Source organism: Paraburkholderia acidisoli (assembly GCF_009789675.1).
Lineage (GTDB): Bacteria > Pseudomonadota > Gammaproteobacteria > Burkholderiales > Burkholderiaceae > Paraburkholderia > Paraburkholderia acidisoli.
Window position 1 is genome coordinate 1,622,286 of record NZ_CP046914.1, and the last position, 26,153, is coordinate 1,648,438.

21 protein-coding genes are annotated in these 26,153 nt (G+C 65.8%); 13 read left to right on the forward strand and 8 right to left on the reverse strand.

What is annotated here, in order from left to right:
- Positions 1-51 precede the first annotated feature (51 nt).
- The 3 genes from FAZ98_RS21300 to FAZ98_RS21310 all read left to right on the forward strand — a co-directional run bounded on the left by FAZ98_RS21300 (position 52) and on the right by FAZ98_RS21310 (position 3,778).
- The gene (locus FAZ98_RS21300; protein ID WP_158953516.1) at positions 52-954 is read left to right on the forward strand and encodes a TauD/TfdA dioxygenase family protein; all 903 of its coding nucleotides are present in this window, start codon (positions 52-54) and stop codon (positions 952-954) included.
- Between the two features lie 71 nt (positions 955-1,025).
- Positions 1,026-2,348: an MFS transporter gene (locus FAZ98_RS21305; RefSeq protein WP_158953518.1), complete on the forward strand. Its 1,323-nt coding sequence runs from the start codon at positions 1,026-1,028 to the stop codon at positions 2,346-2,348.
- Complete coding sequence (locus FAZ98_RS21310) at positions 2,345-3,778, forward strand: aldehyde dehydrogenase family protein (RefSeq protein ID WP_158953520.1); 1,434 nt, start codon at positions 2,345-2,347, stop codon at positions 3,776-3,778. Before FAZ98_RS21305 ends, FAZ98_RS21310 begins: the two co-directional genes overlap by 4 nt.
- A gap of 138 nt (positions 3,779-3,916) precedes the next feature.
- Here FAZ98_RS21310 and FAZ98_RS21315 read toward each other — a convergent pair whose 3' ends face one another.
- The 4 genes from FAZ98_RS21315 to FAZ98_RS21330 all read right to left on the reverse strand — a co-directional run bounded on the left by FAZ98_RS21315 (position 3,917) and on the right by FAZ98_RS21330 (position 8,850).
- A complete protein-coding gene (locus tag FAZ98_RS21315) occupies positions 3,917-4,981 on the reverse strand; it encodes a porin (protein ID WP_158953522.1) in 1,065 nt (354 codons plus the stop codon).
- Between the two features lie 83 nt (positions 4,982-5,064).
- Positions 5,065-6,549: a M81 family metallopeptidase gene (locus tag FAZ98_RS21320; protein WP_158953524.1), complete on the reverse strand. Its 1,485-nt coding sequence runs from the start codon at positions 6,547-6,549 to the stop codon at positions 5,065-5,067.
- Positions 6,550-6,616: 67 nt separating this feature from the next.
- Positions 6,617-7,903: an MFS transporter gene (locus FAZ98_RS21325; RefSeq protein WP_233272757.1), complete on the reverse strand. Its 1,287-nt coding sequence runs from the start codon at positions 7,901-7,903 to the stop codon at positions 6,617-6,619.
- Positions 7,900-8,850 carry an aspartate/glutamate racemase family protein gene (locus tag FAZ98_RS21330; protein WP_158953526.1) on the reverse strand — a complete coding sequence of 317 codons (951 nt, stop codon included), beginning with the start codon at positions 8,848-8,850 and terminating at the stop codon, positions 7,900-7,902. Before FAZ98_RS21330 ends, FAZ98_RS21325 begins: the two co-directional genes overlap by 4 nt.
- On the opposite strand from FAZ98_RS21330, the gene FAZ98_RS21335 reads away from it, so the two are divergent.
- Positions 8,849-9,673, forward strand: coding sequence for a LysR substrate-binding domain-containing protein (locus FAZ98_RS21335; RefSeq protein ID WP_158953528.1), 825 nt, complete (start codon positions 8,849-8,851; stop codon positions 9,671-9,673). The genes FAZ98_RS21330 and FAZ98_RS21335 overlap by 2 nt on opposite strands.
- A 54-nt stretch (positions 9,674-9,727) precedes the next feature.
- Here the strand turns inward: FAZ98_RS21335 and FAZ98_RS21340 are convergent, their stop codons facing one another.
- The gene (locus FAZ98_RS21340; protein WP_158953530.1) at positions 9,728-10,111 is read right to left on the reverse strand and encodes a nuclear transport factor 2 family protein; all 384 of its coding nucleotides are present in this window, start codon (positions 10,109-10,111) and stop codon (positions 9,728-9,730) included.
- Between the two features lie 364 nt (positions 10,112-10,475).
- Between FAZ98_RS21340 and torT the strand changes: the two genes are divergently transcribed.
- The 9 genes from torT (at position 10,476) to FAZ98_RS21385 (ending at position 22,388) form a co-directional block, all read left to right on the forward strand.
- Positions 10,476-11,528: a TMAO reductase system periplasmic protein TorT gene (gene torT / locus FAZ98_RS21345; RefSeq protein ID WP_158953532.1), complete on the forward strand. Its 1,053-nt coding sequence runs from the start codon at positions 10,476-10,478 to the stop codon at positions 11,526-11,528.
- Between the two features lie 96 nt (positions 11,529-11,624).
- The gene (locus FAZ98_RS21350) at positions 11,625-13,235 is read left to right on the forward strand and encodes a sugar ABC transporter ATP-binding protein (protein ID WP_158953534.1); all 1,611 of its coding nucleotides are present in this window, start codon (positions 11,625-11,627) and stop codon (positions 13,233-13,235) included.
- Positions 13,232-14,236 (forward strand): ABC transporter permease, encoded by a 1,005-nt coding sequence (locus tag FAZ98_RS21355; RefSeq protein WP_158953536.1) that lies wholly within the window; start codon positions 13,232-13,234, stop codon positions 14,234-14,236. The genes FAZ98_RS21350 and FAZ98_RS21355 overlap by 4 nt, the downstream gene beginning before the upstream one ends.
- Positions 14,233-15,270 carry an ABC transporter permease gene (locus FAZ98_RS21360; RefSeq protein ID WP_158953538.1) on the forward strand — a complete coding sequence of 346 codons (1,038 nt, stop codon included), beginning with the start codon at positions 14,233-14,235 and terminating at the stop codon, positions 15,268-15,270. Before FAZ98_RS21355 ends, FAZ98_RS21360 begins: the two co-directional genes overlap by 4 nt.
- Positions 15,267-17,354, forward strand: coding sequence for a hydantoinase/oxoprolinase family protein (locus FAZ98_RS21365; RefSeq protein WP_158953541.1), 2,088 nt, complete (start codon positions 15,267-15,269; stop codon positions 17,352-17,354). Before FAZ98_RS21360 ends, FAZ98_RS21365 begins: the two co-directional genes overlap by 4 nt.
- A gap of 53 nt (positions 17,355-17,407) precedes the next feature.
- Complete coding sequence (locus FAZ98_RS21370) at positions 17,408-19,234, forward strand: hydantoinase B/oxoprolinase family protein (RefSeq protein ID WP_199272357.1); 1,827 nt, start codon at positions 17,408-17,410, stop codon at positions 19,232-19,234.
- 29 nt (positions 19,235-19,263) lie between these two features.
- The gene (locus FAZ98_RS21375) at positions 19,264-19,950 is read left to right on the forward strand and encodes a GntR family transcriptional regulator (RefSeq protein WP_158953543.1); all 687 of its coding nucleotides are present in this window, start codon (positions 19,264-19,266) and stop codon (positions 19,948-19,950) included.
- A 51-nt stretch (positions 19,951-20,001) separates the two neighbouring features.
- Positions 20,002-21,081, forward strand: a complete 1,080-nt coding sequence (locus FAZ98_RS21380) for a phosphotransferase (RefSeq protein ID WP_199272358.1) — start codon at positions 20,002-20,004, stop codon at positions 21,079-21,081.
- Entirely contained in the window at positions 21,078-22,388 is a 1,311-nt protein-coding gene (locus FAZ98_RS21385; RefSeq protein WP_158953545.1) for an aspartate aminotransferase family protein, read from the forward strand. Before FAZ98_RS21380 ends, FAZ98_RS21385 begins: the two co-directional genes overlap by 4 nt.
- A gap of 116 nt (positions 22,389-22,504) precedes the next feature.
- Here FAZ98_RS21385 and FAZ98_RS21390 read toward each other — a convergent pair whose 3' ends face one another.
- From FAZ98_RS21390 to FAZ98_RS21400, 3 genes are all read right to left on the reverse strand, one after another.
- A complete protein-coding gene (locus FAZ98_RS21390; protein WP_158953547.1) occupies positions 22,505-22,771 on the reverse strand; it encodes a hypothetical protein in 267 nt (88 codons plus the stop codon).
- Between the two features lie 16 nt (positions 22,772-22,787).
- Positions 22,788-24,443 carry a GMC family oxidoreductase gene (locus tag FAZ98_RS21395; protein WP_158953549.1) on the reverse strand — a complete coding sequence of 552 codons (1,656 nt, stop codon included), beginning with the start codon at positions 24,441-24,443 and terminating at the stop codon, positions 22,788-22,790.
- 120 nt (positions 24,444-24,563) lie between these two features.
- On the reverse strand, positions 24,564-25,880 hold the full coding sequence (locus FAZ98_RS21400) for an MFS transporter (RefSeq protein WP_158953551.1): 1,317 nt from the start codon (positions 25,878-25,880) through the stop codon (positions 24,564-24,566).
- Between the last annotated feature and the right edge of the window lie 273 nt (positions 25,881-26,153).

Here is a 26,153-nt window from a genome sequence, read left to right on the forward strand (position 1 = left end):
GCGCCGGATAAATTAGTATCGTCTCAAATGAAACAAATTGGAGACGACCCGATGAGTACCCTTGCCAGCCCCATTTACGACGCTTCCCCCGACATCCGGCAGGCCGCGCAGCGCATGAGCGCCCAGCCCATCACGCCTTCGATCGGTGCCGAAGTCAGCGGTGTGCGCCTGGGTGCCGGGCTCGACGACCACGACATCGCCGCGCTGCGCGCCTTGCTGGTGCGCCATAAGGTGCTGGTGTTCCGCGACCAGGACATCGCGCCGGCCGACCATGTGGCGTTTGCGCGCCGCTTCGGCCCGCTGGAGATCCATCCGGTGTTTCCGCATCATGCCGATCACCCGGAACTCGTGCTGCTGGGCGGCGACGGCAGCCATCCCGCGCGCGAAAACATCTATCACAGCGACGTGAGCTGGCGCGAAATTCCTTCGCTCGGGTCGATCCTGCGCTGCGTGGAATGCCCGCCGAGCGGCGGCGACACGCTGTGGGTGAACATGGCGCTCGCGTACGAGGGTTTGCCCGCCGCGATCCGTGAGGCAATCGACAATCTGCATGCCGTGCACGACATGCTGCCCGGCTTCATCGACCGCATTGCCGTTGAAAAGCGCTGCGCCATTCGCGCCGAATTTCCGCCGGTGGTGCATCCGGTCGTTCGCGTGCATCCCGAATCGGGCGAGAAGATTCTCTACGTCAACGAAGGCTTCACGACGCATCTGCTGAACTTTACGGAGTCCGTAGCGTTTCGCGGCATGCCGGAATTCGCCACGGGCGCGCGGGCCTTGCTCGACTATCTGTTCGATCAGGCGCGCCGCCCGGAATACCAGATGCGCTTGCGCTGGCAGAAGAACACGGTTGTCTTCTGGGACAACCGCGCGACCCAGCACTACGCCATCCAGGACTATTTCCCGGCCGTGCGGCGCATGATGCGCGCGACCATCACGGGCGAGCGTCCCTAACGGGCGTCCCTGACGTACCACGACCACGCGCTGCCGGCAACGGCACCCGCCATTCGAGCATCGAGGTCATCATGTCGGAACGCTCTTTGCGCCGCTCGCCGGCGCTCATCATCGCGCTGCTGTTCGTTTTCATGCTGATCAATTTCGCCGACAAAGCGGCACTCGGCCTCGTCGCCGTGCCGCTCATGCGCGATCTGCAGCTTTCGCCGAATCAATTCGGCCTCGTGGCCGGTTCGTTCTTCGCGCTGTTCGCGCTCTCAGGTATCGGCTTCGGGTTCGCGGCCAACCGCATTGCCTCGAAGCCGCTTATTTTGCTGCTCGCGTTCATCTGGGCCATCGCGCAGTTTCCGCTGGCGATCGGCGCAATCTCGCTGCCGGTGCTGATCGCCTGCCGCGTGGTGCTGGGGGCGGGGGAAGGGCCGGCGTATCCGCTCGCGCTGCATGCCTGCTACAAGTGGGTGCCCGACCATCGCCGCAACGTGCCCACGGCGATCATCATGCAGGGCGGGCAGGTCGGCATGCTCATCGCGGGGCCGGTCGTCACCGCGCTCACGATCCACTTCGGCTGGCGCACGGCGTTCCTCGCGCTCGGTTGCGCGAGCGTCGTGTGGCTGGTGCTCTGGCAACTGTTCGCCGCCGAAGGTCCGCTCGACGAACCCGCGCTCGCGCAGGGCTCGCGTGCCGCTGCGCCGGTGGCGTCGCTGCCGTACCGGCGCCTGCTGCTCGATCCAACCTACCTCGGCAACGTGGTCGTGTACTGGAGCGCGTACTGGGTGGTCGCCCTGATCTTCACGTGGATTCCCGCGTATTTGCAGAAGGGTTTGCACTTCGGCGCGTCGGAAAGCGGCTGGATGTTTTCGCTCTTCATCGCGATCAACATTCCCATCATTTTGCTGGGCTCGTGGATTTCGGAGACGATGCTCCGGCGCGGCGTAGGCTCCCGCGTGTCGCGCGGCGTGCTCACCGCGGGCTGCACGCTCGCGGGCGCACTGCTGATCGTGATCGCGCTGCGCTTCGGACTGGACCGCATGACGCGCACGGTGTTGCTCGCAGTCGGCTGCAGCCTGCCGCAGATCACCTTCGTGCTGTGCTCGGCGGTGACGGGCGAGATCACGCCCGCCCGGCAACGCGGCGCGGCGCTGGCGATCGCCAATTCACTCGCCACCACGGCCGGATTGATCGCGCCGATCAGCATGGGCCGCTTCGTTTCGGCGACGGAAGGCATCGTTGGCTACGAGAACGGCCTGATGTTTGCGGCAGGCGTGCTCGCCGTCGGCGGCGTGGTGAGCCTTGTCGCCGTGAATCCGGCACGAAGCCGCGCTCGCCTCGAACTCGCGCAGACCGCAGGCACCGCAACGCACTCCGATACCCCGCACCCTCAGGCTCTCCAATGAACACCTTCCTCAACACCGTCAACCGCGAGCCGGTTCCCGCGCAAGATACGTTCGAATCCGTCAATCCCGCTACCGGCGAAGCCATCGGCCGCGTGCCGATGTCGAGCGACGCCCAGGTGGACGAGGCCGTCGCCGCCGCACGCGCCGCGCAACCGGCGTGGGCGGCGCTGGGCGACGCCGCCCGCAGCGAAGCATTGCTGCGCGTGGCCGATGTCCTCAAGGAGCACGCCGAGCCGCTCGCGCGGTGGATTACCCGCGAGCAGGGCAAGCCGCTCGGCGGCGTGGGTCCGGACCAGATTCCGGGTTCGCGCTTCGAGATGTGGGGTTGCGAAGTGTGGACGCGCGTGCCCGCGAGCCTCTCGCTGGCGCCCGAAGTCGTGTTCGAGGACGCCACGCGCCGCGACACGATGCATCGCCAGCCTTATGGCGTGATCGCCGCGGTCGCGCCGTGGAACTGGCCCCTGTTGATCGCGATCTGGCAAATCGTTCCGGCGCTCAAGGCGGGCAACACCGTGGTGATCAAGCCGTCGGAGTACACGAGTATCGGGACGCTGGAGATGGTGAGGCTGATGGCCCAGGTCTTGCCGCCCGGCGTGCTCAACAGCGTGAGCGGCGATGGCCGCGTCGGCGCCTGCCTCACCGCGCACGACGACATCGACAAGATTCTGTTCACGGGCTCCACGGCGACCGGCGCGCGGATCTCCGCCGCGGCCGCGCAGAAGCTCACGCCCGCGACCATGGAACTAGGCGGCAACGACGCCGCCATCGTGCTGCCGGACGCGGACCCGAAAGTGATTGCCATGAAGCTCTTCTGGGGCGCGTTTCTCAACATGGGGCAGACCTGCGCCTGCGCGAAGCGGCTCTATGTGCCCGACGCGCTGCACGACGCCATCGTCGACGAGTTGCGCGCGATCGCCCTCGCGATGCCGATGGGCGATGGCCTGGCGCTGGGCGTGGCGATCGGGCCGATCCAGAACCGCGCGCAATACGACAAAGTGGTCGCGCTGGTGGAAGACGCGCGCGCGAACGGCGCGACGATCGAATGCGGCGGCGCGCCGCGCGATGGCGCCGGTTACTTCTATCCGGTCACGCTAGTGACGGGCCTGAGCGACGGCGCGCGCCTCGTCGACGAAGAGCAGTTCGGCCCGGTGCTGCCGATTATTCGCTATCGCGACGTGGACGATGCCGTTGCCCGCGCCAATCGCCTGAGTGTGGGGCTGGGCGCGTCGGTGTGGTCGTCGGATATCGGCAAGGCCGAGGCGGTCGCGGCGCGGATTCGCGCCGGGACGGTCTGGATCAACCAGCACGGTGCGATTCATCCCATGGTGCCGTTCGGCGGCACGGGACACTCGGGCTGGGGCGTCGAGTTCGGCACGGAAGGATTGAAGGCGATGACGCAGCCGCATGTGATCAGCGTGATGAAGACGTGACGGCAATCTCCCGATAACGGAATGCGTCGATCGACCAGGAGGTCGGCCCCGACACGCTCGCGTCCATGCCGTTCCACGGCGGGCTGCTCGACTATCCGGCGGCGAAGGTCCGGCACGGGTAATCGTTCGCCCGCTTCGTTAGAACCGCGTGCGCAACGCGACGCGCACGCCAACCTGATTGACCGACGTGGACGCGCCCACGTCGGTGGCCAGGTTCAAGGCAGGCAGCAAGGCCGGCTGGAACCGGTCATTGAAGGCGTGGGCGTAGAAGACGCCGGTTTGAATGTCGGTGCGACGGGAAAGCAGGTAGTCGCCCGTGAGATTGAACTGTCCGGAGCCCTTTCCTTCGACTCGCGTGAGCGAGACGCCGGGCGTCAGCAAAAACGTAGGCGTTAGCGCCGCGCGCACACCGAAGTCGGTGCCCTGAATGGACTGATGCAGGCCGCCTTTGATGCCGTTGTAATAGCTCGCGTTGATGTTGCCGTACACGGTGAAGCGATCGAAAGCGTAGCGCGCGCCCAGTCCCATGGCCCGCGAATCGCTGGCGCCGAACAGGTTCTGCGAGATGCTGGCGCCGGTGCCGTTCGACTTTGTGAAGGCGAAATCGATGCCGAGTCGCCCGCGGTGGTATCGCGCGCCTGCGCTGACGGTGCGCGGAGAACCGCTCGTTCCGTTGAACGCGCCCACCGCATTGCTGAATCCGTACATCAAGCCCACGCGCAAACCGGCGAATGCCGCGCTTTCCCACGAGACCGCGTTGTTGACCCACTCGCCGGCGATGCGGTCGGCGTCGTTGTATTGACCCGCCCACAGCGACTGATATTCCATGTTGGAGTCGGCGAACAGATACGGCGACATGAAGTCGTACTGGCGGCCGAGTTTGAGCGTGCCATAGGGTGAACTGATACCCACGTAAGCCCAGCGGCCGAACATGAGGCCGCCCGATGCCGTACCCGTCGTCGAATTGAAGCCCGCTTCGAGCTGGTAAATGGCCGCATAGCCGCCGCCCAGAGTTTCCGTGCCTTTGAAACCAAACCGGTTCGCGGAATCCCAGCCGCTTTCCATGAAAAGGTTCGAATGGCCGGCCTGATTGTTGATGTAGGCAACCCCCGTGTCGATGATCCCGTAAAGGGTGTTGCTGCTCTGCGCGAACGAGGAAACGGCGGACGATGCCAATGCGCAGGCGAGAAGTGTTTTCTTCATGTTGTTCAGGATGCCGAAGCGTTATTGTCGAGATCGGTGGGGAATGCCGAAGGCCGGCGCCGGGCGAGGCCGGCGTCGTGCGATCAGCGTGCTACGTCGTTGCTGTACGGATAGAAGGACGACAGCTCGAGGTTGGCGTACGCGAGACCTTCGAGTCGCGTGGTGCCGAGAAACGCCTCGTCGGGCTCGGTGATGACGATCGTTTTCGCGAAGCCGCTGTCGTCGAAGCCGCGCCGGAAGTGAACCCGCGACTTGATGGCGAACACCTTGTAGGCGTTGATGTCCACGCCGAACTGCGCGAGTTCCGCGGGCTCCATCACCTGGGTGAGGTAGCGGCTGATCACGAGCAGGTTGTTGTCTCCGAAGCGGATCGTCGCAAACGGCAGTTTCCCGGCGTCTTTCGTCTGCAACCCGGGAACGGTGACGAGCGTGCCGCGCACCACGCGCGGCTGCCCGGCGGAGGCGTCCACCCGGCCGCCGACCTCGATCTCCACCGCGTCACCCGAGGCCGCATGTTTTGCTTGCAGCGCGTCGAGCGCGGAGGCATCCGTCACGGTGGCGATGACCGTATCGGGCAGCGCTTGCTGGATGATCTGGTCGAGTACCCAGGTGGCGTAGCCGGAACGGTCGCTATGGTCCGCGATGACGACCGGGAACGCTCCCCGCTGACAGGCCGACGCGGCGGCCGCTACCGCGTCGCTGACCGGCACGATTTCGGTCGAATTCAGCAACGCGTCTTTCTGGCGCCAGATGGCCTGCGACATGTCCTCGACGACTTCCGCGGCGAGCGCGGGATTCCCGTTCGTCGTCACCTGCACGAACATGCCGGCGTCGGGCACGTCCGACCAAGGGAAGCCGAAGAAGACGTTCACGTAGACGTCGGGCTCGCGCGCCTCCCAGGTCAGGGCGCGATTGATCAGCGACATCCAGGCCGCGCTTCCCGTCCACTGGAGCACCGTCGGCGAGATGAGCGGCACTTTGCGCGACGCATGGGCCGGTGTGAAGTCGCCACGGATGCAGCGAATCAGGTTGCGCGCCGCGCGCGTGCCCTGCAGGTAGGCGTCGTAGTGCGGATAGTATTTGACGGTGAAGGCAAGGTTGGCCGAAGCGAGGAAGGCTTCGTCTTCGTTGCCATGAGGGTCGAAGGTGGCGGCGATAAACGCGGCCTGGCCGACGGCTTCCCGCACCCGGCGCGCAATCTCGGCTTCCGGGCGAGCCACGCCGGTCACGCCCATCGCGCCGTGCAGCGCGAGATACACGCCATCGAACGGTCCTTGCGCGCGAAGCGCCTCGACCATCTTGCCGAGGAAATGGTCGAACGCTTCGGTGGTGATCCATCCCGAGCCGATGCCCGTTTTGGGTTGCAGCGGCGATTCGATGCCCACCAGCTCGACGTCGGCGTGCTCGCGGGCCGCCTTGACGAAGCCGCCCATGTACGACTTGGCGTCGATGCTCAGGAGGGCTTCGCCTTTAGCGGGCGAGCCTTCGTAAATGAAGTCGTCGAGCGTGGTCGGATTGGACAGAAACGTGACGGTCTCGTGCACGAAATGAAGTACGGCAATTTTCAAGAACTGACTCCTGCAATGGAATGAGGGACCCGGCCCAAAGCGAAAAGGCCGGCGTCGCGGTGCGGCTTCACGCGGTGCGCTCGCCGTCGCGCCATGTCACGGCCACGAGGAACGCGCCGGCGCCGGCCGCGACCAGAAACAGCATGGCGGGGACGAACGAACCCGCGTAATGCGCAACCAGAAGTCCCATCACGGCCGGCGAGATGGACGCCGCCAGTTGGCCGCCGAAATTCACGACGCCCGAAGCGGAGCCGATCATCCCGTCGGGCAGGCGCTTGAGCGGGATCGCGAACACGGTGCCGTAGACGAAGGTGTAGCTCATCATGCAGAGCGTCCAGCAGGTCAGCAGCGTCCAGAGTTGCGAACAGGTGACCATGAGCGCCATGAACACCATCATCGAAAACGCACCGCCCGCGAGGAAGCGCCGCTCGTGTTTTTGCCCATGGCGGTCGAGCAACCAGCCAACGACATTCAGACAAACGAAGCTGCAGAGATAGGGCAGGGAGGACGCGAGGCCCGCCGCCATGAGGTTGACGTGTTTCGTCTTCACCAGATACGTGGGCATCCACGACATCAACCCGACCATCACGAGATTGCTGAAGAAAAAGATCAGCGCCGTTCGCCGCATGATGGGCGTGCGCAGGAGCGCCTTGACGCCCGGCCGCGTTTGCCGGGTGCCCGCGGCCTGCACGGGCGGCTTTTTGACGACGAGCCAGAGCACGATCGCCATCGCGACGCCGACCGCGCCCAGCACGTGATAGGCGAAGCGCCAGCCGTGCGAGTGGATCATCGTGGCGATCCATCCGGAACCCACGGCGCTGCCGAGAAAGGCCGCACCGATGACGAGGCTCTTCGGTTTCGCGCGTTCGCTCTTGCGGTACGCCTCCGCAATGGTGACCGTGCTGGCGGGTGCGAAACCGCCTTCGCCAATGCCGAAGAGCGCACGTATCGCGATCAGGGAGCCGAGCGACCAGGCCATGCCGGTCAGCGCCGTGAACACCGACCACGACGCGACGCAGAACACCAGGACGCGTCGCGAGCCGATGCGGTCGGAGAGCCAGCCGGCCAGCAGATTCATGACCGCGTACGTGACGTAAAACGCACTCAGCACGAGGCCGGTCTCACGGGAGTCCAGGGAGAATTCCTGGGTCATCGGGACGATGGAAATACTCATCGCGATGCGGTCGGCATTGGCCAAAACCCACGCAGCCAAAAGGACGATCAGCAGGATGATCTTGCGCGGTTTCGAGTAATGCGTGACCGGTTCGCTTTCCTGCGCCAGCGGCGATTCGTGTTTTTCCAGGCGGCTGGCCGTCATGCTCGGGCTGGCTTGCGTATCGAGTGAGTTGTTCATGGCGTTTCGGGCGATAGCGTTGACGGATGGCTGAATGCCTGCTCGGCGAGGCGCGCGGCGAGAACGTCGGCGGCATCGACCACGGCGCCCGCGGCGTACTGGCCCGGATGGATGACGAGGCCGAGTTCCGTGCATCCCAGCACGACACAATCGGCTTCCCGCAAGGCGCAGGCGACGGCGGCTTCGAGCGTCCGGGTCGCGGCCGGCAACGCGCCGGCCTTGATCTGGAAGATCGCCTCGTGGACCTGCTGCATTTCACGGGGCGACCGTTCGATCACGCCGAGTCCCGCTTCGACCAGCGCACGGCGATACAGGCCGCTCTCCTGCGTGGCGGTGGTCGCGAGCACGGCGGCGGTTTTCGCGCCCGTTCGCCGCACGGTGGCCGCCGCTTCGCGTGCGATATGCACGAGCGTCATGTCGGGGAACAGGCGCTCCATGTCTTCGTGCCAGAGGTGCGCGGTGTTGCAGGCAATGCCGCACAGCCGCGCGCCCGCCGCCCGGGCCGTGCCGAGCGCCGCCACGAGTGCCGGCACCGGCGAGTCGCCCATGCCCTGGAAGGCGGCCGTGCGATCGGGGACGCAATACTGGATGAGGACATGCGGCGGATAACTCTGGTCCGTGACGGGAACGCCGCGCCGGGCCATTTCCTCGCGGCAGGCGGTCAGGAACCGCGACGTCATGTCGACGCCCGCTTCGGGTCCCATGCCCCCGATGATAGCCACCGCGCTCGTGGGCGCGGGACGTGGCGCGCGCTGGGCGGCAACCGTGGTCTGATTGAACATGCTATTTCCATCACAAATCGATTTGCGCATGGTACGGTTGCCAAAAATCCCCTCATAATGACCATTTTCAATGTCAGGATGAGTTTTTCGCATGAAGCGATCGATCGGCAGAAGCATTCCTTCCAGCGATTCCCTCATCATCTTCGACGCCTGCGTGCGCTTCATGAACTTCACTCAGGCGGGCAATTCCGTGGGGCTGACGCAAAGCGCCGTGAGCCGGCAGGTACTCGACCTCGAGCAATTCCTGAACGTCGCGCTTTTCGAGCGATCCGGCCGCCATCTGACGTTGACGGCGTCGGGCAAGGAGTATTGGGAGAAGATCGCGCCGCTGCTGGACGAACTGGAGGCGGCCACGGTGCGTACGCAGATGCGTCACACGCTGCGTAACACCTTGAATTTGTCGGTGGCCGGCAGTTTCTGTAATCGGTGGCTCATTCCCAATCTGCCGAACTTCGTCAAGGAGCATCCCGGCATTCTCGTGAACGTCACGTCTCGCGTGGGTCACATCGATCTTTCGCGCACGCAGTTCGACGCGGCCATCATCAATTCCCCCACACGACCGCCGGGCACGCAGATGACGAAACTCTTCCCGCTCTCGCTCGCGGCGTTTTGCGCGCCGTCGCTATTGAACGAGCGCGCGACGCTTTCCGCGAAGGACATTGCCGCCTTGCCGCTGCTGCATCTGAAAGAAATGCCGGAGGCATGGAGCGAGTATCTGGCGGCGCTGGGGTTACAGAACGTCAAGGTCGAAGCCGCCAGTTATTACTCGCTGCTGCTGTTGAGTTGCGAGGCCGCGCTGGCCGGCCTGGGTGTCGCGCTGCTGCCGCCGGAATTCGTGACCGAAGACGTGAGGACGGGGCGGCTGGTGCGCTTATCGCCCATGACGATTCCCACGAAATTTTCTTATTGGTTTACGTGGCAGGCGACCGAAGAGCGCTCGGACGCGTTGATCGCGTTCCGGCATTGGCTCGAAGCGCGTTGTCAGTGAAGGGCGTGGCTCGCCTGGCGAAAACCTGCCGTGGGCGCCTGAGATGCGTTCGGGCTACGGCATCTTTTGCACCCAGCGGGAACGCCACGCCGGCGCTTCGAAAGGCTCCGAAAAGTACTGGGTTTCGTGCGTCACCCTGCCGTGGCGGAACTCCATGATGCTGACCGTGAACGCGTCACGGTCGCCGTAGGTAATGGTGTATTCGGTGATCCACAGGTTGCCGGCGCCCTGCATCCGTCTTACCCCGAAACCCGATGGCCGGGCGGGATGCGCGCTGCGCAGCGCCTGCAGATTCGCGCGGCCGAGAATGCGTTCGCCCGATTGCGGATAGTCGCAAATCACGTCTTCGGCGTAGATCTGGTGCTCCGCTTCCAGGTCGCCCGCCGCCGACGCCCGCCAGTGCGCCTCGAGCGCGTCGAGTATGGCTTGATCTTGCATGGTAGGTCTCCGAACGTAAGCAATCGCAGGCGTATTTCCGGCTCGGGAATACCGGTTCACTGCTATTCGACTGCGAGGCGTGCGCTGCGTCAACTGCGTGGCGCAGCCATGCCGAAATATCGCAAATCGTCAGGATCGCGAAATAAATTGCCCGCGTTTTCGCAAGGTGACGTGACGCCATATTCTCGAAAGCGGACTTCCGCCAAGCAACGACCCCCCCGGTCGCCTGGTATCCCCAGCGAGTCCCGCGCTCCTTCAGCACGAATCGTCGAATATGGGGTTTACCCTTATTGCGATGACTTTTTTCGCGGAAAATTATGATGCATCAAATACGTAACATCATCCCAACAGCAGAGGACTCGTTATGCGGTCGACCTGGTGCAGGAAGCTTTGGGCAATACTCAGTCTCTCCTCGGTGGCGGCGCTCGCGCAGGCGCAAAGCACATGGCCGCCGTTCAACGTGGAAAGCGTGCAGGGCGGCAAGGCCACTGCCACGCAGATCACGCCGCTCACGAAAGCGAGCCGCAAATGGAAGCTTTGCGTGCTCATCCCGCATCTGAAAGACAGCTACTGGAGCGCCGTGGATTACGGCGTGATCAGCGAGGCGCGCCGCATTGGCGTTTCGGCGACCATCCTCCAGGCGGGCGGCTACGACAAGTTGCCGGTGCAGGTCTCGCAGTTCGACGACTGCCTCGCCTCGGGCGCTGACGCCATTGTCGTCGCCCCCATTTCCGAAGCCGGCCTGACCGCGAAGTTCAAGCAGAGCCAGGCGAAGGGCATTCCCACGGTGGTCTTCATCAATCCGGTCGACAGCGCGCCGGTCACGTCGAAAATCTTCGTCGATTTCCAGACCAAGGGCGCGCTCACGGGCACCTATCTCAAGAACGCGCTGGGCGCGGCGGGCGGTCAGGTCGTGGCGTTTCCCGGTCCGCAGGGTTCCGGCTGGGCGGAGAGCTATCTGAAGGGCTTCCAGTCGTCGATGAACGGCGGCAAGGTCAAGGTCCTCGACGTGAAATTCGGCGAAGCGGGCGTGCCGGAACAACTGCATCTGGTCGAAGACGCGTTGCAGACGTATTCGGGCGTCAACGCGGTCTGGGGCGCGGCGCCCGCTGCCGAAGCCGCGGTCGGCGCGGTGTCGGAGGCCGGCTTGAACAAGGTGACGATCGTCTCGTCGTACGAGAACCAGGCCATGCTCGATCTCTTGCGCAGCGGCAAGATCGCGGCGTTCGCCACCGAATTTCCGACCATGCAGGCGCGCGCCGCCGTCGATCTCGCGGTGCGCGCGCTCGAAAAGCAGCCGGTCGCGCCGCAATACCGTGTCGTGCCGAAGATGGTGACGCGCGAAAGCGTTGCGCAGATCGACACCACGCAGATTCTCGCGCCCGCGAACTGGCGGCCCGTGTTCGAGCAGAAGTAAGCGTCGCGACGAAGGTGGCGGTGAGCGCCGTGCGCGGCGCTTCACGGCAACACCCCATTCGGCGGCGATCCGTAACGGAACCCGGACGGACTCATCATGGCGGAAACTTTGTTGCGGCTGACCGGCGTAAGCAAGCGCTTTCCTGGCGTGCGTGCGCTGAGCAGCGTCGATTTCGATCTGCGCGCCGGCGAGGTTCACGTGCTGTTCGGCGAGAACGGCGCGGGCAAGTCCACGCTCATCAACGTGATCACGGGCATTCTCGTGCCGGAGGAAGGGCGCATCGAGATCGATGGTCAGGTCCATGCCGATCTCACGCCGCACGCGGCGCGCGAAGCGGGCGTTTCGGCGGTGTTCCAGGAGTTCAGTCTGGTCGCGAGCCTCGACGTGCTCGACAACCTGTTTCTCGGCCGCGAGCTGACGCGCTTCGGCCGCGTCGACCGCAAGCGGATGGCCGCGCTCGCCACGCAATGCATGCGCGAACTGGGCTTCGAACTCGACCTGCACGCGCTCGTCGGCACGCTGTCGCGCGCAGAGCAGCAGATGACCGAGATCACCAAGGCGGTGCTGCAAAAGAGCCGCATCCTGATTCTCGACGAACCCACGGCGTCGCTCACCGACGCCGAAGCCGACCGTCTGCTCGCGCTCGTGAAGTCGCTGCGCGCGCGGGGCGTCGGCATCATCTACGTCTCGCACCGGATGCGCGAGATTCGCGCGCTGGCCGATCGCGTGACCGTGCTGCGGTCCGGCTCGCGCGTGGGCGTGGTCGAAGCCGCTGCCGTTTCGGAAGCGCGTCTCGTCGAAATGATGACGGGCCGCAGCGTGGACGCGTGGCCCGCCATTTCGCACCGGCCCGGCGCGGTGCGGTTGCGCGTCGACCGGCTGGCGAGCCGCGACGGCAAGCTCGCGGAGATGTCGCTGGTCGCGCACGCGGGCGAGATCGTCGGCATCGCGGGGCTGGTCGGGTGCGGCAAGGAAGCGCTCGGGCGTTGCCTGTTCGGGCTGGCACCGATCGCGCGCGGCGAAGTGCAACTCGACGGCCGTGCCGTGCAGCCGCGCAGCCCGCGCCAGATGCTGCGCGAAAAGCTCTGTTATTTTCCCGCCGATCGCGGCGCGGAAGGTCTCGCGCTCGAACGCAGCGTGCGCGAGAACGGCAGCATGGCCGCGCTCGATCTCGCGGCGTTCAACCGGCGCGGCGTGATGCGGCCGCGCGACGAACAGCGGCGCACGCTCGCGGCGATGGAGCGGCTGGGCCTGCGTCCGCTCGACACCGAAGTGGCTGTGCGCACACTCTCCGGCGGCAACCGGCAGAAGGTGATGCTGGCGCGCGGCCTGCTGCGCGACGTGGACGTGTACGTATTCGACGAACCGACGGTCGGCATTGACGTGGGCGCGAAGGCCGAGGTGTATCGCCTCATCGCGCAACTGGTCGAGCGGGGCGCGTGCATCGTGCTGATCTCGTCCGATCTCGCCGAAGTCGTGCATCTCAGCCATCGCATTTACGTGCTGCACGAAGGGCGGCCCGTTGCCGAACTCGACGCCGAGCATCGCACCGAAGCCAACGTGCTGGAAGCCTTCTTCGGCAAGCGCGCCGCGCCCGCGCCACGCGTGACGGGCCATGACACCGGCGCCGAAGTCGACGCTCAAGCCGCTGCGCAAACGCCGCGCAATTCGTTCACCGACACCTTCACCTCGAGGCAGGCTTCATGAACGTGCACAAACTGTCGTTGCCCGCGCGTGCCGGCGCGCCGCGATTCGCGTGGCGCAACCTCGTCGTGCCGGCGCTGATCGTCGTGCTGTGCGTGGCGATGGCCGTGTGGGAGCCGCGCTTTTTCAGCCGCTTCAATCTCGTGAATCTTGCGCGTAACTTCGCGATGCTCGCGCTCGTCTCGGTCGGGCAGATGCTCGTGATGGTGGTGGGCGGCATCGACCTTTCGCTCGGCGCCGTGGTCGCGCTGGCTTCGGTGGCGAGCGCGCTGACGATGACGGGCGTGCCCGCCCTCTGGCCCGACGCGAGCCCGCTCGCGCTCGTCGTGATCGGCACGCTCGCCGCGCTGCTCGCGGGCGCCGCGGTGGGCGCCGCCAACGGCGCGATCGTCGCGTGGCTCAAGGTGCCGCCGTTCATTTCCACTATCGGCGTGATGTCGATGGTGGGCGGCGCGGCGCTCTACATCTCGAACGGCGTACCGATCTACGGCGTGCCCGATCTGCTCACCGACGCCGTCGGCCGTGCCTTGCTGTTCGGCGTGCCCGTGATCGTGTGGATCTGCCTCGCGGTGGTGCTCGCGATCGGCTACGTGATGACGCAGCGGCCGCTCGGGCGTCATCTTTATGCAGTCGGCGGCCGTCCGGAAGCCGCGCGCGCGTCCGGCATTCCCATGACGCGGCTGTTGCTGCTCGCCTACACGACGGCGGGCGTGCTGGCGGCGCTCTACGGCGTGCTGGTCACGGCACGCATCGGCTCGGGGCAAGCGACGCTCGGCAACACCACGGCGATCGAATCCATCGCGGCGGCCGTGGTGGGCGGTGTGTCGCTGCAAGGCGGCAGCGGGCGCGTGGGCCGCGTGGTGGCGGCGGCGCTGTTTCTGGCCGTGGTGTCGAACGCGCTGAACATGGCGCGCATCGACAGCAAATGGCAAACGCTCGCGCTCGGCGTGGTGGTGATCGTCGCCATGTTGATCGACGTGAAGACTTCCGGGAAAGCGAAATGACGACCTCGACGACTCCTCCGGCACGCTCCGCCGCTCGCGTGCGTCTCTATGCGCCCGCGCGCCGCGAACGTCTCACGCTCGCCGCGGCGACCGTGGCGCTGCTGCTCGTGCTCGGCGCGCTGCAACCGAACGTGCTGAGCCTCGGCAATCTCGAGAACATCCTCGTTCAGGCTTCCTACATGATGGTGTTCGCGACCGCGCAGGCCATCGTGATTCTCACGCGCGGGCTCGATCTCTCGCTGGGCGTGACGGTGTCGCTCGCGAGCGTGTGCGCCGCACTGGCAATGACCCATTTCGCCGATCACGCCGTTGCCGCGCCCGCGCTGGGCGTGGCGGCGGGTTTGGGCGCGGCGCTGGCGGTCGGTCTGTTCAACGGCGTATGCATTGCGTGGACGCGTATCAGTCCGTTCGTCGTCACGCTCGGCACCATGAACATCGTGCTCACGCTCAGCTCGACGGTGAGCGGCGGCTTTCCTGTGGCGCCGTTGCCCGCGGGTTTCGCCGCGCTCGCCACGGCGCAGGTGGCAGGCGTGCCGGTGCAATTGCCGATCGTGGCGGTCACGCTCGGCGCGCTGGCCTGGCTCATGAGCCGTACCGTGTTCGGGCGCTCGCTCACGCTGATCGGCGCGAATCCGGCGGCGGCGCGCGTGGCGGGCGTGCGCGTCAAGCTCACGTTGCTGCTCGGCTATCTGCTGTGCGGCGCGCTGGTCGCGATCGGCGCGTTGCTGCTCACGGCGCGCACGGGTTCCGGCGAGCCGAACCTGGGCGGCAATCTCGCGCTGCAGTCGATCGCCGCGGCCGTGCTCGGCGGCATTCGTCTGCAAGGCGGCGAGGGCGACGTGCTCGCGCCGGTGCTGGGTGCGCTGTTCGTCACGATACTCGGCAACGGCATGGACCTGCTGCATCTGAACGGCTTTCTTCAACAGATTCTGCTGGGCGCGATCATCGTTGCGGCGCTCGGTCTCGACCGGTTTCGCGCGCATGCCCGCCTCGGAGCCTTCCTTCAACGTTTCATTCGGCGCACGCAATCATGACCTATCAGGTTTGCATCGACATCGGCGGCACGTTCACGGATTGCCTCGTCTCGGACAGCACGGGTGAGATCAACATCTTCAAGTCCCCGACCACGCCCGGCGAGTTCCACAAGGGCTTCATCAACGTGCTGCATGTCGCGGCCGAAGGCTACGGTCTCGCGCCGCGCGACTTCATCGCACAGATCAAGCTGATCGTGCACGGCTCGACGGTGTCGACCAACGCGCTCGTGGAGCGCAAGGTGGCGACGGCCGGTTTGATCCTCAACGAAGGCCACGCCGACATCCTCACGCTGCGCGAAGGACCGCGCAAAGGCGCGTTCGAATGGCGGCTCGATTATCCCGAACCGTATATTCCGCGGCGTCTCACGCGCACCGTGCGCGGCCGTATCGACGCGCGCGGGCGCGAACTCGAAGCACTCGACGAGGACGGCATTCGCGCCGCCGCCGGCTACCTGCGTCAGGCGGGCGCGCAGGCCGTGGCGGTGGGGCTGCTGTGGTCGGTGGTGAATCCGGCGCACGAGCGGCGCGCGCGCGAATTGATCCACGAAGTCTGGCCCGACGTGCCCGTGACGCTGAGCCACGAGGTGAGTTCCGTGCCGCGCGAATACCGCCGCGTGGTGGCGGCGGCGATCGATGCCTCGATCAATCCGATCATCCGCAAATATGTGGGCGAACTGCAAACGGCGCTGGGCGCGAGCGGTTTTGTCGGCGAACTGCTGCTCGCCAACTGCGTGGGCGGCATGATGCCCGCGCAGGAAATCATCCGCCGGCCGATCTATAGCGTGATGTCGGGGCCGACGCTCGCGCCCATGGCCGCACAGGCGCTCACGGAGGAAGCGGACGTGATCGTGGGCGACATGGGCGGCACGACCTTCGACGTTTCCGCGATCCGCAACCGCCAGATCATCATTGCGCCCGACGCGATGATTCACGACGACGCGCTCGGCATTCCCAAGGTGGACGTGCGCTCGGTGGGCGCGGGCGGCGGCTCGATCGCGCAGGTCGACGCGGGCGGCCTGCTGGTGGTCGGTCCGCACAGCGCGGGCGCGTGGCCCGGGCCGGCCTGCTACGGCAACGGCTCGACGGCGCCCACGGTGACGGACGCCAACGTGGTGCTCGGCATCATCGACCCGGACTACTTTCTGGGCGGCAAGATCAAGCTCGACCGCGCGCTCGCCGAAGCCGCCATCGCGCCGCTCGCGGAGCGGCTCGGGATCAGCGTGCTCGACGCCGCGTACGCGATCCACACCACCAGCAACCACAACATGGTGGCCGCGATCGAGGACATCACGATTCGCGAGGGCATCAATCCGCGCGAGAGCTTTTTCGTGTCGGGCGGCGGCGCGACGGCGTGCCATATCGCCGAAATGGTCGACATTCTCGGGCTGGAGCGCTACATGATTCCGCGCTTCGTGGCGGGGCTCTCGGCGTTCGGCGGCCTGATCTCGGACATTCGCTGGGAAGAAAGCGCGACCCTGCTCACGCAAAGCCGCGAGTTCGACCGCGAGGGCGTGGAGCGTCTGCTCGCGCAGTTGCGCGAACAGGGCAAGCGCTTTCTGGACGCGGCGCACGTCGCGCCCGAAGACCAGCTGTTCGAATACGTGGCGATGGGCCGCTACGAATATCAGGCGTGGGAAATCCCGGTGCAGTTCGAACTGCGCGACGGCCGCCTTGCCGATCGCGCCGCCGACGATCTGGCGCAGGCGTTTCACCGCATGCACGAGCGCATCTATTCGATCAGCAACGAAAGCGAACTGGTGGAGTTCACCAACTGGCGCGTGCAGGCCATCGGCCGCCGCCCGAGCCAGCAGGTCTGGCGCAAGTTCGCGCTGGGCGAGGCGAGCGGCGCGCCGGTTGCCGCGCGGCATCGTCCGCTCTACGTGCATCGGCTGGGCGGCCTGACCGAGGTGCCCGTGTACGACGCGGCCACGCTGGGCGCGAACGCCACGCTGCAGGGACCGTGCGTGGTGGAAGCGACAACCTTCAGCGCGGTGCTGCTGCCCGACCACACCGGCACGATGGACCGCTACGGCAACCTGACCGTGCAGGTGGCGCGCGAAGCCGCGCTGGCGAAGGCCGCCTGACGATAGCCGCAGAACCCGATAACGCAGAGAGAACCCCGGACAGGAGCTGCAACGTGAAACGTGACCCCATCGGCACCGACGCCCCGAACGGCAATCGTATCGACCCGTTCATGATGTCGGTGCTCAAAAGCCGCTTCGAGGCCATCGTGCGCGAGATGACGCTCGTGGTGATGAAGGCGAGCCGCTCGGCCGTGATCAAGAACGCGAAGGATCTGTCGTGCGCGATCCTCACGTTCGACAACCGGCTGGTTTCGACCGAAGACGCGCTGCCGATCCACGTGATGTCGATGGACATGGCGACGCGTCCGATCGGCGAGCATTTCGACGATATCCGGCCCGGCGACGGCTTTCTCAACAACTCGCCCTATACGGGCGGCACGCACCACGCCGACATGATCATGGCGATGCCGGTGTTCTTCGAAGGCGTGCCGCTGTTCTGGGTGGTCGCGCTCTCGCATCACGCCGACACCGGCGCGCCGACGCCGTCGACGTATTTGCCGTTCGCGAAGAACGTGTACGAGGAAGGGCTGCATTTTCCCTGCGTGCGCGTGATGGAGAACTACAAGGAAAAGCGCGACATCCTGCGCATGGGAATGACGCGCAATCGCGTGCCGGAGATCTGGGAAGGCGATCTGCGCGCGCAGATGGGCGCGTGCATGACGGGCGAGCGGCGTATCCACGAATTGCTGGAGAAGTACGGTACGCAAACGGTGATGAACTTCGTCGAAGACTGGTTCGATTACGGCGAGCGCCGCATCGTCGCGGAAATCGGCAAGCTGCCGGCGGGGCGCTTCGAGTACGAGATTCGCCACGACCCGGTGCCGGGCGTTGCCGACGAAGGCATTCCCGTGCGGCTCGCGATCGAGGTCGATCCGGAAAACGGCTACGTGACGGTGGACGTGCGCGACAACATCGACTGCGTGCCGGGCGGCCTCAATCTCTCCGAAAACACCACGACGGGATCGTGCCGTATCGGCGTATTCAATAATCTCGACGCTTCGTTACCGCACAACCACGGTAGCGCGAGCCGCATTCGCGTGCTGCTGCGCGAAGGCGCGGTGGTCGGCAAGCCGCGTTATCCGGCCGGCACCTCGGTCGCGACCACCAACGTCAACGACCGGCTCATCACCGCGGGCAATGCCGTGTTTTCGCGCATGGGCGAACCGTACGGGCAGGCGGAGGGCGGCCCGCATCTTCCGGTCGGCATGGCGGTGATTTCGGGCGGCGATCCGTACAAGCACGGCCGCGCTTACGTGAACCAGCTCTTCATCGGCTATGCGGGCGGCGGCGCGCTGCACGGCCACGACGGCTGGCTCACCTACTGCGGCGCGGCCAACGGTGGTCTCATCACGCTCGATTCGGTCGAAGTCGACGAGTCGATGTACCCGATCGTGATCGCCTCGCGCGAGATACGCGCCGACACGCAAGGCGTGGGCGAGTTCGAAGGCGCGCCGGGCGTGGGCGGCGTGTTTTATCCGCTCGATCACGACATGACCGTGGTGTATGCCGCCGATGCCTCGCAGTTTCCGCCGCGCGGCGTGAACGGCGGCCGCGACGCGCAGCCGACCACCAGCCGCAAGCAGCTTGCCGACGGCAGCGTGAGCGACCTGCCGGGCTTCAACGAAGAGGTCTGCGGCCCCGACGAGAAAATGCTGTTTTTCGCCTGCGGCGGTGGCGGTTACGGCGACCCGCTGCGGCGCGATCCGGCGCGCGTGCTGCGCAGTCTCAATCGCGGCTGGCTCGGCGCGGAGCGCGCGCGCGAGGCTTACGGCGTGGTCGCGGCCTACGACGAAACGCGGCTCGAATATCGGCTCGACGAACAGGCGACAGCCGATCTGCGAAAATCGCGGTTTGCGGCCCGAACGGACGCCGGCATGTAAGCGTCCGCACCCTTTTTCATCATCGACGTATGAGCCAATACGACCTGAAAACCGTCGAGTTCGACAATCTTGGAACGACCATTTATCAAACGCTGTGCGAAGGTTTGATCAAGGGAAATTTCAAGCCCGGCGACCGGCTGAAGATTCGCGACATCGCGACCGAACTCGGCACGAGCGTGACGCCCGTGCGCGACGCGGTGCTGCGTCTCGTGCAGGACGAAGCGTTGGTGATGAAATCGGCGCGCGACATTCGCGTGCAGCACCTCACGAAAGCGGCGTACCTGGAAATTCGCTCGATTCGCGTGCGGCTCGAAGGACTGGCGGCGGAAACGGCGGCGCACGTGGCCACGCCCGCCGACATCGCGCGGCTCGAGGCGCTGCTCGTCGAGAACGAAGCGGCGATGCGCGCCGGCGACACGCTGCGCGCGACCGAGCTGAATCAGGTGTTCCACTTCCTGCTGGCCGATATCGCGGGCATGCCGGTGCTGCAAGGCATCCTGCGACGGCTGTGGCTGCGCATGGGACCGATGATCGCCGACGTGTACGCGGGCGCGGGCCGCTCGATGATCGATCACCACTATCCGATCGTCGCTTCGATCCGCGAGCATGACGGCACCTCGGCTGCGCGCGCGCTGCAACAGGACATCGTGGAAGGCGGCGGCGCCATTCTCGAACGTCTCACCGAACTGGAAATGTCCATCGACTCGGCAGCCTGACGGCAGCGCGACCGCGCTGTGCCGTCCGACGGCCTCCTGGTGAAAAAATTTATGATGCATCAAATATTTCATGCATCCGCGGATGTCGTCAACGACGCGGCCGACGTGCTGAGCACGCATCCGCCGGCCTTGTCCGCCGACGAAGCGCAACGGTTCGCGTGGGAGTGGTACGGGCTGCGCGTGCGGGTGAGCGCGCTCAACGGCGAGCGCGATCTGAATTTTCTCGCCGTGGGCGAGGACGGCCGCAAGTACGTGCTGAAATTCGTCAACGCCGCCGAACCGCGCGACGTGACAAATTTCCAGACCGAAGTCCTGCTGCATCTGGGGCGCCGCGATCCGTCGCTGCCGGTGCCGCGCGTGGTGGCCGCGCGCGACGGGCGGTGCGAGCCGGAACTCGAGTGCGGCGGCCAGCGTATCGTCATGCGTCTCGTGAGTTATCTCGAAGGCGTGCCGCTGCACAACGTGACGCCCGGCATCGCGCTGATGAGCGACATGGGCACCGTGCTCGCGCGGCTCGATCGCGCGCTCGCCGACTTTTCGCATCCAGCCGCCGCGCGCGACCTGCTCTGGAATATCTCGCACGTGCCGCGTCTCGCTTCGCGGCTCGACTATGTCGTGGATCCCCGGCGCCGCGCCTCGGTACAGCGGTTCTTCGATCACTTCGGCGCTCGCGTCGCGCCGCGTCTCACGGCGTTACGGCATCAGGTGATTCACAACGACATGAATCCGCAGAACGTGATGGTCGATGCGCGGCGCCACGACCGGCTCGGCGGCATCATCGACTTCGGCGATGCGCTCGTCGCGCCGATGATCAACGACCTCGCCACGGCGCTGGCGTATCACGTTTCGGTAGGGCAGCCGCCGTTCGAAGGCATGCAGGCGTGCGCGCTCGCCTATCACCGCGTCGTGCCGCTGGAAGCGGCGGAAATCGAACTGCTGCCCGAACTCGTGCGCGCGCGTCTCGCGCTCATCATCGCGATCTCGCACTGGCGCGCTGCCAGTTACCCCGGCAATGCCGCGTATATCCTGCGCAACAATGCGCGCGCCTGGGAGGGCTTCGAACGCATGGACGCGCTCACGCCCGCCGCCGCCGCGAGCCTGTTTCGCCCGACGTTGATGGAGAATTCATGACCGCCGCCGCTGCCTCGCTCACGCCCGATGTCGCCCTGTCCGATGCCGATCGAGCGCTGCTCGAACGCCGGCGCCGCCTGCTCGGGCCGAGTTACCGGTTGTTCTACGAGGAGCCCGTCCATCTCGTGCGTGGCGAGGGTGTCTGGCTCTACGATGCCGATGGACGGCGCTATCTCGACGCCTACAACAACGTGGCCTCGGTCGGGCACTGCCATCCCGTGGTGGTGGACGCGATCGCGCGCCAGTCGGCCACGCTCAACACGCATACGCGTTATCTGCACGAAGGCATACTCGATTTCGCCGAAGACCTGCTCGGCGAATTTCCCGGCGAACTCGGCAACGTCGTGCTCACGTGCACCGGCAGCGAAGCCAACGATCTCGCGCTGCGCGTGGCGCGAGCGCACACGCAAGGCACGGGCGTGATCGTGACCTCGTATGCGTATCACGGCGTGACCGCGGCGCTGGCGGAGCTTTCGCCTTCACTCGGGCCCGCGATCCAGCCCGGGCCGCACGTGCGCTATGTCGCGGCGCCGGATCCGTATCGAGACCCGAACGCCGCAACCCGTTTCGCCGACGACGTGCAGCACGCGCTCGACGACCTGCGTGCGCACGGCATTCGGCCCGCGGCCATGCTGGTCGATTCGATTCTTTCGAGCGATGGCATCGTCGCTTCGCCGCCCGGCTTTCTCGCCGCCGCCGCGCAGCGCGTGCGCGCGGCGGGCGCGCTCTTCATCGCCGACGAAGTACAACCGGGGTTCGGCCGAACCGGCGCAACGATGTGGGGTTTCGAGCGCCACGGCTTCGTGCCCGACCTGGTCACGCTCGGCAAGCCGATGGGCAACGGTCATCCCGTGGCGGCGGTGGTGGCGCGGCCCGAAGTGATGCTCGCGTTCGGCACGCAAATGCGCTACTTCAACACGTTCGGCGGCAATCCGGTTTCGTGTGCGGCGGCCGCGGCCGTGCTGAACGTGATTCGCGACGAGCGGTTGCGCGACAACGCGGCCAGTACGGGCGCGTTGCTCGGCGACGCCTTGCGTGACCTGGCGAAGCGCTACGAAGGCATGGGCGACGTGCGCGGCGCGGGTTTGTTCGTCGGCGTGGAACTCGTGACCGATCGCGCCACGCGCGCACCGGACGCCGGGCTGGCGAGCCGCGTTGTCAACGGCATGCGACGCCGGGGCGTGTTGATCAGCGCCTCGGGCCCGCACGCCAACGTGTTGAAGATCCGGCCGCCGCTGGTTTTTCGCTCCGAGCACGTGAGCATGCTGGTCGCGACGCTGGACGAGGTGTTGCGGGAAACGGCTTGAGGGGGGCGGCGGGTGTGGCGGAGCGCGCGGCATCGACCCGCTCTCTGCCGGGAATGGCCGCGCTCACGCCGTACCTCTGACATGGCGGACGAATTCGCGTTGGCTCGAATCAAACGCTAGTCGATTGGCGTGAGCACGGGACCGTTGGCATACGGTTCCAGCAACTGCTTCAAGCGGATGATGTCGGTGAGGCCGAACTGGCCCACATCGATCGCGGGCTGGCTCTCTCCGGCAAGCAGGCGCGCGGCGAGCCGATACGCCATCAGGCGCTCCCGCAGGAGCGATTCCAGCCCTTCCAGCAGCGTGCCGTAGTCGTCGGACGACATGGACGGCGGCGAGGCGCTCGCGCCGCGTTTCGTCTTCGGTGCAGTCGTCGGGCGCATCGTGCTCTCCGTCGGCTTAAACCGTCGCGCGATCGGTCGAATGGCGCCGCGCGGCGGCCGGTCGATCGGGCGCGGTCAAGGTCTTGCCCAGCACCATGTCGGCCGCGCGCTCGCCGATCATGATGGTCGGCGCGTTCGTATTCGACGAAACCACGCGCGGCATGATCGACGAGTCGCACACGCGCAAACCTTCGAGTCCGTGCACCTTGAGCGTGAGCGGATCGACCACGGCCATGTCGTCGGTGCCCATCTTGCAGGTGCCCACCGGGTGATAGTCGGTTTTCGAATGGCGCGCGGCGTGCGCGACGATCTGCTCGTCCGTCATCACGTCGGGACCGGGAATGCGTTCGGCCAGCACGTAAGGCGCGAGCGCGGGCTGTGCCATGATTTCGCGCGCCAGCCGGAAACCGGCAATCGACATGGCCTTGTCGTAAGGATCGTCCCAGAAGTTCGGGTCGATGAGCGGCGCGGCGGCGGGGTCGCTGTTCGCGAGCGTCACCGTGCCGCGCGAACGCGGATGCATGATCGCGGAATTCAGCGTGACGCCGCATTCCTGCCACAGCTTCTCGCCCGCGCGCTCGACGCTCGAACCGAGCATGAAGTGGAACTGGATGTCGGGGGCGCGCGAGGCGGGATCGGTAAACCAGAATCCGCCCGCTTCGCACAGGTTGGACGCCACCGGCCCGTTCTTGAACAGTGCGTACTGCAAGCCCGCCCACGCCGCGTGATGCGGCGCGTTGTACTTGTCGTAGGTGAACGGGCCGCGGCACTCGGCGATCACGTAGAGATCGAAGTGATCGTGCAGGTTCTTGCCGACGCCGGGCAGATCGTGCACGGGCGTGACGCCGGCCTTGCGCAATTCGTCGGCTTGACCGATGCCCGACAACAGCAGCAGGCGCGGCGAGCCGATCGCGCCGGAGGTCACGAGCACTTCGCGCTCGCAGCGCACGATCTCGCGATTCGACGAACCGTCCTTCACGACTTCGATGCCGGTGGCGCGCGCACCTTCCACCACGATGCGCGTGGTTAGCGCTCCGGTCCAGACCGTGAGATTCGGGCGCCCGAGCACGGGCTTCAGATAGCCGGTTGCGGCGGAACAGCGCTTCGCGTTGAGCGTCGTCAGCTGATAAAAGCCGCAGCCTTCCTGGCGGGCGCCGTTGAAATCGGGGTTGAACGGAATACCGGCTTCCTGAGCGGCGCGCAGATACGCGTGCGAAATGGGCGCGGGTCCGATCGGGTCCGACACGCCGAGCGGGCCGCCGTACGCGTGGTAATCGTCGCACAGGCGCTGGTTGTTTTCCGCGCGTTTGAAATAGGGCAGCACGTTCGCATAAGCCCAGCCCGGGCAGCCGCATTCGTTTTCCCAGTCGTCGTAATCGGCACGATTGCCGCGCATGTAAACCTGCGCGTTGATGGACGAGCCGCCGCCCAGCACCTTGCCTTGCGGATAGACGAACACCTTGTTGTCGACATGCTTCTGCGGCACCGTCGACCAGCCCCACGAGCCCATGCCGGCCGAAAGTTTCGCGAACCCGGCCGGAAAATGAAAATACGGATGACGGTCGGGCTTACCCGCTTCGACCAGCAAGACGCGGATGGACGGGTCGTCCGAAAGGCGGCGCGCCAGCACGCAGCCAGCCGGACCCGCGCCCACGATGATGTAGTCGTACATGCTGTCTCCCCACTTATGCCGGGCTACGCGTAGCCCTGTTCGATTTTGCCCACGATAGCACAAGCCGCCCGAAAGTGAACAAAATTATTACTTATGTCGATGGCGCGAAGAAGGCCGGGATCAGCGCGCGGCGCGCTCCAACCGGTCCGCGGTCGCGTGCGTGTCGCGTTCGAGCGGTTCGTCGCTGCGCGGCCGCACCACGATCCAGATGATGGCGGCGGCGGTGAGGTCGAAGACGGCGAGGCACGCGAACAGCGGATTGAAGCCGACCTTGCTGGCGAGATAACCCACGAGCAGCGAGAACAGCGTGCCGCCGCCGTAACCGAACATGCCCGCGCCGCCCGTGGCGGTGCCCACGTCCTTGCCGTCGAAGCTATCGACCGTGAGCGAATACAGGCAGGTCGAAAGGCATTGGTGGGCGAACGCGCCGAAGCAGAACAGCAGAATGGCGACATAGGCGTTCGACACCAGCCCGATGGAGCCCGGGCCGATCATCAGCAGACAACCGAACGTGAGCACGATCTTGCGCGACGCGCCGAGCGAGACCGGCGTGAAGCGATACACCATCGAGGCCAGATAGCCGCCCACCACCGCGCCCAGATCCGCGGCGAGAAACGGCAGCCACGCGAACGCGGCGATCGCCTTGAGATCGAGGTGGCGCACCTGCACGAGATAGAGCGGAATCCAGAAGCTGAAGGTCTGCCACGCGGGCTCGGTGAGAAAGCGCGCCGCCGCGATGCCCCAGAAGTTGCGCTGGCGGATCACGCTGCGAAAACTCGGCCGCGCAGCGGCGCCCGACGCAGCGGCGCCCGACGCGGCGTGCTCGCTGCGCAAAACGGCCAGTTCGCGCTCGGCCATGCGCGGATGCCGCTCCGGCTCGCGATAGAACAGCAGCCACGCGGCCACCCAGACGAGCGCGATGCCGCCCGTCACGGCAAAGCCCACCTGCCAGCCGTAATTGAGGATGCAGTACACCATGATCGGCGGCGCGAGCATCGAGCCGAATCCCGCACCGAAACTGATCCAGCCTGCCGCGACCGAGCGTTCGCTTTTCGGAAACCATGCCGAGATGGCCTTGAGACCGGCGGGAAAGATCGCGGCTTCGGAGAAGCCGAGCAACCCGCGAAACACGGCGAGTCCCTGCCAGTTCGTGGCGAGCGCGTGCAGCATGTTGGCCGCCGCCCACGCAACCGCGAAGAGCGCGAAACCGATGCGCAAGCCAATGTGATCGAGGATCCAGCCCGCAATGGGCTGCGCGACCGTATAGGCCGCCTGAAACGCCGCGACGACGTACGAGTACTGCGCGGTGGATACCTGCAGGACGTGGGTGAGCGTGGGCGCCGCGACGGATAGCGAACTGCGGGCGAGGTAGTTCAGCACCGTGCCGGCCGTAATCAGGGCAATGATGTAGTAGCGAAGCCCCCTGATTTTCTTCATTAACCGATGTCTCCGTAAGTTCTCGATGAGTGCATTGTCGCGCGCGAGGATGTCGTGCCGATGCTACGTACTGGGACTTTCCCGAAGTCGCCCGAGTCTGCCCGACTGCTGCTTGACATGATGCCACGGCCCCAACTAAAGTGAACAAAATTTTTACTTGTGCACGATGAAGGCTGGCGTCGTCCTCTCATCGGCAAGCCGTTCATGACGGCGGTTTCGGTGGCGCCGCGGTGGTCAGGTGGTCAAGAGAGCAACAACAATCCTTAGGAGACT

What these genes read in the sequence shown, in the direction of transcription:
- FAZ98_RS21300 (WP_158953516.1), top strand. Translation starts at nt 52, where the DNA reads ATGAGTACCCTTGCCAGCCCCATTTACGACGCTTCCCCCGACATCCGG.
- FAZ98_RS21305 (WP_158953518.1), top strand. Translation starts at nt 1,026, where the DNA reads ATGTCGGAACGCTCTTTGCGCCGCTCGCCGGCGCTCATCATCGCGCTG.
- FAZ98_RS21310 (WP_158953520.1), top strand. Translation starts at nt 2,345, where the DNA reads ATGAACACCTTCCTCAACACCGTCAACCGCGAGCCGGTTCCCGCGCAA.
- FAZ98_RS21315 (WP_158953522.1), bottom strand. Translation starts at nt 4,981, where the DNA reads ATGAAGAAAACACTTCTCGCCTGCGCATTGGCATCGTCCGCCGTTTCC.
- FAZ98_RS21325 (WP_233272757.1), bottom strand. Translation starts at nt 7,903, where the DNA reads ATGAACAACTCACTCGATACGCAAGCCAGCCCGAGCATGACGGCCAGC.
- FAZ98_RS21335 (WP_158953528.1), top strand. Translation starts at nt 8,849, where the DNA reads ATGAACTTCACTCAGGCGGGCAATTCCGTGGGGCTGACGCAAAGCGCC.
- FAZ98_RS21330 (WP_158953526.1), bottom strand. Translation starts at nt 8,850, where the DNA reads ATGAAGCGCACGCAGGCGTCGAAGATGATGAGGGAATCGCTGGAAGGA.
- FAZ98_RS21340 (WP_158953530.1), bottom strand. Translation starts at nt 10,111, where the DNA reads ATGCAAGATCAAGCCATACTCGACGCGCTCGAGGCGCACTGGCGGGCG.
- torT (WP_158953532.1), top strand. Translation starts at nt 10,476, where the DNA reads ATGCGGTCGACCTGGTGCAGGAAGCTTTGGGCAATACTCAGTCTCTCC.
- FAZ98_RS21350 (WP_158953534.1), top strand. Translation starts at nt 11,625, where the DNA reads ATGGCGGAAACTTTGTTGCGGCTGACCGGCGTAAGCAAGCGCTTTCCT.
- FAZ98_RS21355 (WP_158953536.1), top strand. Translation starts at nt 13,232, where the DNA reads ATGAACGTGCACAAACTGTCGTTGCCCGCGCGTGCCGGCGCGCCGCGA.
- FAZ98_RS21360 (WP_158953538.1), top strand. Translation starts at nt 14,233, where the DNA reads ATGACGACCTCGACGACTCCTCCGGCACGCTCCGCCGCTCGCGTGCGT.
- FAZ98_RS21365 (WP_158953541.1), top strand. Translation starts at nt 15,267, where the DNA reads ATGACCTATCAGGTTTGCATCGACATCGGCGGCACGTTCACGGATTGC.
- FAZ98_RS21375 (WP_158953543.1), top strand. Translation starts at nt 19,264, where the DNA reads ATGAGCCAATACGACCTGAAAACCGTCGAGTTCGACAATCTTGGAACG.
- FAZ98_RS21380 (WP_199272358.1), top strand. Translation starts at nt 20,002, where the DNA reads ATGATGCATCAAATATTTCATGCATCCGCGGATGTCGTCAACGACGCG.
- FAZ98_RS21385 (WP_158953545.1), top strand. Translation starts at nt 21,078, where the DNA reads ATGACCGCCGCCGCTGCCTCGCTCACGCCCGATGTCGCCCTGTCCGAT.
- FAZ98_RS21390 (WP_158953547.1), bottom strand. Translation starts at nt 22,771, where the DNA reads ATGCGCCCGACGACTGCACCGAAGACGAAACGCGGCGCGAGCGCCTCG.
- FAZ98_RS21395 (WP_158953549.1), bottom strand. Translation starts at nt 24,443, where the DNA reads ATGTACGACTACATCATCGTGGGCGCGGGTCCGGCTGGCTGCGTGCTG.
- FAZ98_RS21400 (WP_158953551.1), bottom strand. Translation starts at nt 25,880, where the DNA reads ATGAAGAAAATCAGGGGGCTTCGCTACTACATCATTGCCCTGATTACG.